This window comes from Actinomycetota bacterium (assembly GCA_005888325.1).
Classification (GTDB): Bacteria; Actinomycetota; Acidimicrobiia; order Acidimicrobiales; family AC-14; genus AC-14.
In genome coordinates this window covers 1-10,059 of sequence record VAWU01000025.1, presented here as the reverse complement: position 1 = coordinate 10,059, position 10,059 = coordinate 1, and the positions used below count along the sequence as shown (strand labels likewise).

Here is a 10,059-nt window from a genome sequence, read left to right as displayed (position 1 = left end):
CGTCGAGCACAAGCTCCCCGCGCCGAAGGGGATCCTGCTCTACGGGCCGCCCGGTTGCGGCAAGACGCTCATCGCGAAGGCGGTCGCCAACTCGCTGGCCAAGAAGGTCGCCGAGGTCACCGGTGACACCAACGCCAAGAGCTACTTCCTCAACATCAAGGGCCCCGAGCTGCTCAACAAGTACGTCGGCGAGACCGAGCGCCAGATCCGGCTCGTCTTCCAGCGGGCGCGCGAGAAGTCCGAGGAGGGGATGCCGGTCATCGTCTTCTTCGACGAGATGGACTCGCTGTTCCGCACGCGTGGCACGGGCATCTCGTCCGACATGGAGTCGACGGTCGTGCCGCAGCTCCTGGCCGAGATCGACGGGGTCGAGACGTTGAAGAACGTCATCGTGATCGGCGCGTCGAACCGTGAGGACCTCATCGACCCCGCCATCCTGCGGCCGGGACGGCTCGACGTGAAGATCAAGATCGAGCGACCGACCCGAGACGCGGCGGCGCAGATCTTCAGCCGCTACCTGTCGTCCGACCTCCCCCTGGCCGAAGACGAGGTCACCGCGCTGGGCGGCAGCGACCGCGAGAAGTGCGTGCGTCTGATGATCGAGCGCACGGTCGAGGAGATGTACCGCGACGACGACGAGAACCGCTTCCTCGAGGTCACCTACCAGAACGGCGACAAGGAGATCCTGTACTACAAGGACTTCGCGTCGGGCGCGATGATCGAGAACATCGTGCGCCGGGCCAAGAAGCTGGCCATCAAGCGCACGATCGCGGGCGAAGGACGCGGCATCCGCACCTCCGACCTCATCGCCTCGATCAAGCAGGAGTACAAGGAGCACGAGGACCTGCCCAACACCACCAACCCCGACGACTGGGCGAAGATCTCGGGCCGGAAGGGCGAGCGCATCGTGTACATCCGCACGCTCCTGTCCGACGAGGGCGAGGCCGGTCCCACCGGCGGTCGGGCCATCGAGCGCGTCGGGACGGGGCAGTACCTCTGACGGCACCTCTGGCGGCTGGACAGGGGCCCCGAGCGGGGTAGCGTCACACCGATGGCGATTCGCAAGGTCTGCGGAATCGAAACCGAGTACGGCATCATCCTGCGCGGTGCCGGCGAGTCCAACCCCGTCACCGCATCATCGGTGCTGATCAACGCCTATGTCGCCCGCGCCCAGCGCAAGGTGGGCTGGGACTTCGAGGACGAGTCGCCTGGGCGCGACGCGCGGGGTTTCGCGCGCGAGGGGTCGATGGCGCCCGAGGTCGAGACGCACCTGGTCAACGCGGTCCTCACCAACGGCGCCCGCTACTACGTCGACCACGCCCATCCCGAGTACTCCTCGCCCGAGTGCGCCGACGCGCTCGAGTGCGTTCGCTACGACAAGGCGGGCGAGCGCATCCTGGCCCGGTCGGTGGAGGCGGCGGCCGCGGTGCTGCCCGCGGGCCAGGACGTCGTGATCCTGAAGAACAACTCCGACCGCAAGGGCAACTCCTACGGCACGCACGAGAACTACCTGATGGACCGGGCGGTGCCGTTCAGCCGCATCGTGCACCACGTGATGCCGCACTTCGTGAGCCGCCAGATCTACACCGGCGCGGGCAAGGTGGGGTCCGAGGTGTCGTCGGTGAGCAGCGCCGACGTTCCGTTCCAGCTGACCCAGCGAGCCGACTTCTTCGAGGAGGAGGTCGGCCTGGAGACCACGCTGAAGCGGCCGATCGTGAACACCCGCGACGAGCCCCACGCCGACGCCCAGAAGTACCGGCGACTCCACGTGATCGTGGGCGACGCCAACCTGTGCGAGGTGGCGACCTACCTCAAGGTGGGCGTCACCGCGATCGTGCTCGCCATGATCGAGGACGACTTCTTCGGTGAGCTCGACCTCACGCTGGTCACGCCGGTGCAGGCGATCCGGCAGGTCTCCTACGACCTGACCCTCGGCCAGCCGCTCGAGCTCGCCGACGGTCGCCGCCTCACCGCGCTCGAGATGCAGTGGGAGCTGCTCGACCTGGCGCGCAAGTACGCGGAGGACCGCGGGCTCGAGGCGGTCGACGACGACGTGGGGCGCGACGTCCTCCGCCGTTGGGAGACCACCCTGACGGGCCTCGAGGTCGATCCCATGCAGCTCGCGGGCCAGATCGACTGGGTCGCCAAGTACACCTTGGTCGATGCCTACCGCGAACGCCGGGGCCTGCGCTGGGACGACCACAAGCTGGCGGCCATGGACCTGCAGTACCACGACATCCGGCCCGAGCGGTCGCTGTTCGCGCGGCTCGACACCGAGAAGCTGTTGAGCGAGGAATCCGTCGTCGAGGCGATCACGGAGCCCCCGAAGGGCACGCGCGCGTACTTCCGCGGCAAGTGCCTGCAGCGCTGGGCGTCGTCGATCGCCGCAGCCAACTGGGATTCGATGGTATTTGACCTTGGCACCGACCCCCTGCGTCGGGTACCCATGATGGAGCCGCTCAAAGGAACCGCGGCGCACGTCGATACGTTGTTGGAAGGATGCGCGAGCCCCGCAGAGCTGTTGGAGCGCCTGGGCTCATAGGGAGGCAGTTCATTCGTCATGCCAGAGCGAGAGCAGAAGAAGAAGCCGGCACCGGCCCGTAAGCAGGAGGACGTCGAGGAGGCGCCGGCCGCGTCGAAGCAGGGTGAGAAGCTGAAGGCCGAGCTCGACGACCTCCTCGACGAGATCGACGAGGTCCTCGAGGACAACGCCGAGGAGTTCGTGCGCTCGTACGTCCAGAAGGGCGGGCAGTAGCGCCCCGAGCTCCCGCGCGGGACCCGGGGAGCGGGTCCGTCGGCACGGTCCTGATCACCGCGGGGAGGCGGTAGCCTCCGTCTCCACATGAGCCTCCCCCTCTTCCCCCCCGGCGCCGACCCCGGCCCCGACTTCGGCGAGCTGCTCCGCAGGTTGCGGCTCGAGCCGGTTGCGGTCGAGCATGCCGACCCCGCGCTCCAGATCACCCACGGCACCACCATCGTCGCCCTGCGCTACACCGAGGGCGTGGTCATGGCCGGTGACCGCCGGGCCACCGCGGGGTCCTCGATCGCCCATCGGGCGATGGAGAAGGTGTACCCGGCCGACCGGCACTCGGGGGTGGCGATCGCAGGCGCGGCGGGCTTCGCGCTCGACATGGTTCGCCTCTTCCAGCTCCAGCTCGAGCACTACGAGAAGGTCGAGGGCATGGCGCTGAGCCTCGAGGGCAAGGCGAACCAGCTGGCCCAGATGGTGCGCCAGAACCTGCCGAGCGCCATGCAGGGCCTGGTCGTCGTGCCCCTCTTCGCGGGGTACGACCTGCGCCGCCGCCAGGGTCGCATCTTCACCTACGACGTCACCGGCGGCCGCTACGAGGAGAGCGACTTCCACGCCGACGGCTCGGGCGGCCGCGACGCGCGGACCACCGTGAAGTTGGGCTGGACCGACGGGATGGAGCGGGCCGCCGCGCTCGAGCTCGCCATCCAGGCGCTCTACGAGGCGGCGGACGAGGACTCGGCCACCGGGGGGCCCGACGCGGTGCGAGGCATCTACCCGACGCTCGCCACCATCACCGACCGGGGCTACGAGGCCGTGCCGGAGGCCGAGGTGTCGGAACGCTTCGCCGCCCTCATCGAGCACAAGTCCGCACAGGGCCGGCTGCGATGAAGCGGCGAAGCCGCTCGCGGGCGCGCGTGGTGATCGCATGAGCATGCCGTTCTACGTGGCGCCGGAGCAGGTCATGAAGGACCGGGCGGACTACGCCCGGAAGGGCATCGCCCGCGGTCGCAGCCTGATCGCCGTCGTGTTCGACGAAGGCATCCTGATTTGCGCGGAGAACCCCTCGCGCACGCTGCACAAGGTGAGTGAGATCTACGACCGCATCGCGTTCGCGGGTGTCGGCAGGTACAGCGAGTTCGACACGCTGCGCACCGCAGGCGTGCGCCACGCCGACCTGAAGGGCTACTCGTTCTCGCGTGAGGACGTCGATGCACGCTCGCTCGCCAACGCCTACGCGCAGACCCTCAACCAGATCTTCACCCACGAGATGAAGCCGCTGGAGGTGGAGATCCTCGTGGCGGAGGTGGGCATTCCCGACGAGCACGGCGACGACTCCGACCAGCCGCACAGCGAGGACCAGCTGTACCACATCCAGTACGACGGCACGGTGGTCGACGAAGAGGGCTTCACGGTGCTCGGCGGCGAGGCCGACGTCATCGACGACCGGGTGAAGGAGGGCTTCCAGCCGGGGATGAGCCTGCAGGCTGCCCTCCACCTCGCCGTCGGCGCGCTGGCGGGGCCCGAGCGCACCCTCGCGCCCAAGGACCTCGAGGTCGCGGTGCTCGCCCGCAGCGACGGCCGCCGCGCGTTCCGGCGCATCGCCGACGACGAGCTGGCCGCGCTGCTGCCCGAGCCGGCCGCGGATGCCGGCCCCGGCGGGGGCTAGATCGCGCGCGAGAGGGTCAGCGCCGCGACTGCGACGATCGCCGCCAGCACCACCCAGCGGGGCCAGGTGAGCGAGGGGACGGCGGCCTCGTCGACGGGCTCGTCGAACGCCGACTCGACCTCGTCGACCAGCAGGACCTCTCGAGCCGTGTCCAGGGCGTCGGCCTCGACGTACACGTGGGTGTCGCCCATCGGGTAGACGCCGTCGACGTTGCCCCGGAGCTGCACCATGATGCCCTCGGCGCCCAGCCGGGCGGCGATGACCCGGGCGTGGAAGGTGCTCCGCACGGTGGCCAGGCGCACCATTCGGGTCCGTTGCATCGGCTGAACGGTACCGTGGGCCGGGACAGCGGGGAGAGAGCGGAGCATGGAGCGCCGGATCTTCGGCTTGGAGAACGAGTACGGCGTGACGTGCACGTTGCGCGGGCAGCGCCGGCTCAGCCCCGACGAGGTGGCCCGCTACCTCTTCCGCCGGGTCGTGAGCTGGGGTCGGTCGAGCAACGTCTTCCTCGAGAACGGCGCCCGCCTGTACCTCGACGTCGGCAGCCATCCCGAGTACGCCACACCCGAGTGCGACTCGATCTACGACCTCGTGTGCCACGACAAGGCGGGGGAGCGCATCCTCGAGAGCCTGTTGGCGAGCGCGGAGCAACGACTTCGCGAAGAGGGCATCCGGGGCGTCGTCTACCTGTTCAAGAACAACACCGATTCGGCCGGCAACTCCTACGGGTGCCACGAGAACTACCTCACGAGCCGGCGCGACGACTTCGGTCACTACGCCGAAGTCCTCATTCCGTTCTTCGTCAGCCGTCAGGTCTTTGCGGGCGCCGGCAAGGTGCTGCAGACCGCGCGCGGTGCCATGTACTGCATCAGCCAGCGGGCCGAGCACATCTGGGAGGGAGTCTCGAGCGCCACCACTCGCAGCCGGCCCATCATCAACACGCGCGACGAGCCGCACGCCGACGCCGAGCGCTTTCGCCGGCTCCACGTCATCGTCGGCGATTCCAACATGAGCGAGTACGCCACCTTCCTGAAGGTCGGCGCCACCAGCATCCTGCTCCGCATGCTCGAGGATCCCGGCGTGGTGCTGCGCGACATGACGCTCGAGAACCCCATCCGCGCCATTCGCGAGATCAGCCACGACATGACGTGCCGGCGGCGGGTCCGCCTGGCGAACGGGCGCGAAGCCAGCGCGATCGACATCCAGTCCGAGTACCTCAACCGGGCCCTGCGCTACAGCGAGACGCGGGGTCTCGGTCCACTCGAGGAGCAGGCACTGAAGATGTGGGAGCACTGCCTCAGCGGGCTCGAGACCGATCCGCTGAGCCTCGACCGGGAATGCGACTGGGTCATCAAGCACCGTCTCATCGAGGGCTACCGCGCCCGCCACGGCCTGCAGCTCACGCACCCCAAGGTGGCCCTCATGGACCTCCAGTACCACGACGTCAATCGCGACCGGGGCCTCTACTACCGCATGCAGGCGCGCAACCTCGTCGACCGCGTGTGCACCGACGAGGCCGTCGAGAGCGCGGTGCTCAACCCGCCCGAGACGACGCGTGCCCGGTTGCGCGGCGAGTTCATCCGCCGGGCCAAGGAGCGGAAGCGCGACTACACGGTCGACTGGGTCCACCTCAAGCTGAACGACCAGGCGCAGCGCACGGTGCTCTGCAAGGACCCCTTCAAGTCACGCGACGAGCGCGTGGAGAAGCTCATCGCGAGCCTGTAGCCCGCCGTGCCCAGCTTCCGCACCGGCGTCGTCACCGCCATCGTGTCGGAGCGCACGGGCCTGCAGCGGGTGGAGGTCGACGGCGAGAAGGCCTACGTGCTGACGCAGCTCGTCGGGCCGGTGGCGGTAGGGGACCGCGTCGTGATGAACACGACCGCGGTGGAGTTGGGCCTCGGCACCGGCGGCTCGCACGTCGTGCACTGGAACCTGGCGCGCGAGTCGTGGGCGCACGCCGGGCCGGGCCACATCATGAAGTTGCGTTACACGAGCCTGCAGGTCGACACCGGCGCGGCCGAGGAGCTCGGGCCCTTCGACCCCGCGTCGGGCCTGGCCGGGACGCCGGTGGTGGTGTGTGGGTTGCACAGCCAGGTCGCCTGCGTCGCCGCCACGTTCAAGCGCACGGCGCCGGGGCGACGGCTCACCTACGTCATGACGGACGGCGGCGCGTTGCCGCTCGCGCTCTCCGACCTGGTTGCCGACCTGCGCGCCGCGTCGTTGCTCGACGCCACGGTCACGTGCGGCCACGCGTTCGGCGGTGACCACGAGGCCGTCAACCTTCACTCCGCGCTCCAGGTCGCGGACGCGATGACCGGTGCCGACGCGGTCGTCGTCGCCATGGGGCCGGGAGTGGTCGGGACCGGGACCGCAACCGGCACGAGCGCGATCGAAGCCGCGACCGCGATCGACGCCGTCCGCGCGCTCGGAGGAAGACCCGTGGCCGTGGTGCGCTACTCGGACGCGGACGGGCGCGCCCGTCATCGTGGCGTGAGCCACCACACCGTCGAGGCTTTGGACTGCGCGCACGGCCGCGCGTTGGTCGCGGTGCCGGTGGGCGAGCCGACGCCCGACGTCGGCGACCACGAGGTCGTCCATGTCGAGGTGCCCGAGATGAGCGCGTTGCTGTCGTCGCACGGCCTCACGGTGACGACCATGGGACGCGGGCCGGACGCAGACCCCGGCTTCTTCCGCTACGCGGGCGCGGGCGGCGTCGCCGCCGGGCAGCTACTCGGCTGAGCGTTTGCGGATGCGATAGGAGCACACCGCGTCGCCCGCCATGGTGTGCGCGACGCGGGTGACCTCGACGTCGGGTCCCATCACGCGGCGAAACAGATCGAGCTCCATGGCGCACACCGCGGGGTAGCTCTCGGCGACTCTGTGCACCGCGCAGTTGTTCTCGGTGAGCACGAGCTCACCGTTGCCGTCGGAGCTGCTCTCCGCGAGGTACCCCGCGTCGTCGCGGATCTGGGCCAGCCCCGCGACCCGCTCCTGGAGCCCGGAGCAACCGGCGAGGGCTTCCTCGTACTCGACGACCAGCTTGTCGCCCCGTCGGTGGAACACCGCATCGACGGCATCGGGGCCGGCGTGCTCGGCGAGGTCCTCGAGGACGTCGAGGGCGAACGTGTCGTAGCGACGGGGGAACAGCTCGAGCCCGGTGGCAGTGAGCCGCCAGCCGGATGCGGGGCGTCCGAGACCGCGGCGGGCCGACGTCACCGCCTCGACCAGGTCGTCGGACGCGAGCGCGTCGAGATGGCGACGCACACCCATGCCGGTGAGCTGCAGCTCCTGCGCGAGCTCGGCGACCGTGATGCCGGGACGCTTGCGCAGCAGCAGGAGCAACTCGCGCCTCGTGTTCACCGAGAAGAGGTTACCGGACCCACTGCGGCCGGCCGCACAACCGAAACCGCGGCCCGCCTCACGAACGGGTGCGCGGACCGCGCCGGTAGGCTGCCGCCGGTGTCCCGGCTGGAACGACTGATCAACCTCACCGCCGCGCTGCTCGACACCGATCGGTTGCTCACGGCGGACGAGGTCCACGAACGCGTGCCCGGCTACGCCGACGACCGCAACACGTTTCGGCGGGCCTTCGAGCGCGACAAGGAGACGCTCCGCGACATGGGGGTACCCATCTCGACGGGGCTCCCCGACCCCGACAACCCCAACGTCGTCGGCTACCGCGTCCCGCGCGACGAGTACTACCTGCCCGACCCCGAGCTCGAGCCGGACGAGCTCGCGGCGTTGCATCTCGCCGCGTCCGCCGTGCGGCTCGAGGGTGCGGGCGGCGTCGAGGCGCTCTGGAAGCTCGGCGGCGCGGTGGCCGAGGGCGGACCGGTCGCCGAGCTCGCCGCGCTGCCGGGTGCCGCGCACCTGGTCGCGCTGTTCGGCGCCATCTCCGCCCGGCAGGCGGTGAGCTTCGCCTACCGCGACGCGACCCGTGAGGTCGACCCGTTCCGCCTGTCGTTCCGCAACGGTCACTGGTACCTGGCCGGCCTCGACCACACACGGGGCGAGGAGCGGTCGTTCCGTCTCGATCGCATCACCGGCGGCGTGGTACCGGTCGGTGAGCCGGGCGCGTTCGAACGGCCGGCCGTGACCGGCCGCCAGCCCCCGCCATGGCTGCTCGGCGGCGACGAGCCCGTCACCGCGCACCTTCTCGTCGACGCGGACCAGGCGGGTTGGGCGGTGGGCCAGGTGGGCCCGGAGGGTGTCGAGGAACGGCGGCCCGACGGCTCGGTCGTGCTCGCGGTGCACGTCACCAACCGCAGCGCGTTCCGGTCGTTCGTGCTCGGCTTCCTCGACCACGCCGAGGTCGTCGGCCCGCCGGAGCTGCGCGCCGAGCTCGTCGACTGGCTGGAGGCGCTGTGCCGCGCGTGAGCGCCGACGACCGGCTGCGACGGCTGCTCGCGCTCGTGCCCTGGGTGGCCGCGCACGACGGACCGAGCGTGGAGGAGGTGTGCGCGCGGTTCGGATGCACCGAGGACGAGCTGGTCGAAGACCTCGACCTGCTCTTCCTCTGCGGCCTCTACCCCTACACCCCTGACGTTCTCATCGAGACCGACATCGCCGACGGCCGCGTCTGGATCCGCTACGCCGAGTACTTCTCGCGGCCGCTCCGGCTCACGCCGGACGAGGGCCTGGCGCTGCTGGCCAAGGCGCACACGCTGCTCGCGGTTCCCGGCAGCGACCCGTCCGGCCCGCTCGCGCGCGGACTGGCGAAGCTGGCGCGCGCCGTGGGCGTCGATCCCGACGAGGCGCTGGAGATCGAGATGAACCCCGTGCCGACCGAGGTCATCGACACGATGCGTCGCGCCGTCTCGGAGCGCCGCCAGGTGGAGATGGAGTACTACTCGTTCGGGCGCGACTCGGCGGCGACGCGCGTCATCGACCCCTACTCCGTCTTCGCCGCGTCGGGCCAGTGGTACGTGGCGGCGTTCTGCCACACCGTCGACGACGAGCGGCTGTTCCGTCTCGACCGCGTGCGCCGCGCCACACCGCTCGACGCGACGTTCGCGGCGCCGACCGTCACGCCCGACCTCACGGTCTACGAGCCGCAGCCCGACGACCCGCGCGTCGAGCTCGACCTCGAGCCGGGGGCGCGGTGGGTGATCGAGCAGTACCCGGTCGAGGGTGTCGAGGGGCGGCCGGGCGGTGGCTGGCGGGTACGGCTGGTGGCGAGCGAGCGGGCGTGGCTCGAGCGCTTGTTGCTGCGGCTCGGGACCGATGCCCGCGTCGTCGACGGGCCGGTCGAGGCGGCGTCCGAGGCTGCCGGGCGCCTGCTTTCCCGCTACCGCTGACGCGGCAGGAACCGTCGAGGGGTGCGGTACCCTCGGAACCTTCTCGTGGACACGACCGGCCGGACCCTCGACGACGTCACCCCGCGCCCACCAGACGACGAGTGGGACAAGTCCCGTTCGACGCTGCGATCGGTCGTCGAGTGGGTCGTCATCGTCGCCGGCGCGGTGCTGGTGGCAATCGTCATCCGCACGTTCGTGCTGCAGGCGTTCTACATCCCGTCGTCGTCGATGGAGCCGACGCTCAAGATCGACGACAAGGTGCTGGTCAACAAGCTGAGCTACAAGTTCCACGACATCAACCGGGGCGACATCGTGGTGTTCGAGCGCCCGCCGGGTGAGACCGA

General features: G+C 70.1%; 11 protein-coding genes. 10 read left to right on the top strand and 1 reads right to left on the bottom strand.

Annotated elements, in window-relative coordinates; all coding sequences use genetic code 11:
- The 5 genes from arc to prcA form a co-directional block, all read left to right on the top strand.
- A partial coding sequence (gene arc, locus E6G06_08930) for a proteasome ATPase (protein TML91706.1) occupies positions 1–1,000 on the top strand: 1,000 nt, incomplete at its 5' end.
- A 51-nt stretch (positions 1,001–1,051) separates the two neighbouring features.
- On the top strand, positions 1,052–2,542 hold the full coding sequence (locus E6G06_08925; protein ID TML91574.1) for a proteasome accessory factor PafA2: 1,491 nt from the start codon (positions 1,052–1,054) through the stop codon (positions 2,540–2,542).
- Positions 2,543–2,560: 18 nt separating this feature from the next.
- On the top strand, positions 2,561–2,755 hold the full coding sequence (locus E6G06_08920) for a ubiquitin-like protein Pup (protein ID TML91573.1): 195 nt from the start codon (positions 2,561–2,563) through the stop codon (positions 2,753–2,755).
- Positions 2,756–2,842: 87 nt separating this feature from the next.
- Complete coding sequence (gene prcB, locus E6G06_08915) at positions 2,843–3,640, top strand: proteasome subunit beta (protein TML91572.1); 798 nt, start codon at positions 2,843–2,845, stop codon at positions 3,638–3,640.
- 37 nt (positions 3,641–3,677) lie between these two features.
- Positions 3,678–4,418: a proteasome subunit alpha gene (prcA, locus tag E6G06_08910; protein ID TML91571.1), complete on the top strand. Its 741-nt coding sequence runs from the start codon at positions 3,678–3,680 to the stop codon at positions 4,416–4,418.
- Here the strand turns inward: prcA and E6G06_08905 are convergent.
- Positions 4,415–4,738 (bottom strand): hypothetical protein, encoded by a 324-nt coding sequence (locus E6G06_08905; protein TML91570.1) that lies wholly within the window; start codon positions 4,736–4,738, stop codon positions 4,415–4,417. The genes prcA and E6G06_08905 overlap by 4 nt on opposite strands.
- A gap of 46 nt (positions 4,739–4,784) precedes the next feature.
- On the opposite strand from E6G06_08905, the gene pafA reads away from it, so the two are divergent.
- The 5 genes from pafA to lepB form a co-directional block, all read left to right on the top strand.
- Positions 4,785–6,143, top strand: a complete 1,359-nt coding sequence (gene pafA / locus E6G06_08900; GenBank protein ID TML91569.1) for a Pup--protein ligase — start codon at positions 4,785–4,787, stop codon at positions 6,141–6,143.
- Between the two features lie 6 nt (positions 6,144–6,149).
- Complete coding sequence (locus E6G06_08895) at positions 6,150–7,157, top strand: DUF3866 family protein (GenBank protein TML91568.1); 1,008 nt, start codon at positions 6,150–6,152, stop codon at positions 7,155–7,157.
- Between the two features lie 141 nt (positions 7,158–7,298).
- On the top strand, positions 7,299–8,795 hold the full coding sequence (locus tag E6G06_08890) for a WYL domain-containing protein (GenBank protein ID TML91567.1): 1,497 nt from the start codon (positions 7,299–7,301) through the stop codon (positions 8,793–8,795).
- The gene (locus E6G06_08885) at positions 8,792–9,715 is read left to right on the top strand and encodes a WYL domain-containing protein (GenBank protein ID TML91566.1); all 924 of its coding nucleotides are present in this window, start codon (positions 8,792–8,794) and stop codon (positions 9,713–9,715) included. The genes E6G06_08890 and E6G06_08885 overlap by 4 nt, the downstream gene beginning before the upstream one ends.
- 21 nt (positions 9,716–9,736) lie before the next feature.
- On the top strand, positions 9,737–10,059 hold a 323-nt coding region (gene lepB / locus E6G06_08880), incomplete at its 3' end, for a signal peptidase I (GenBank protein TML91565.1).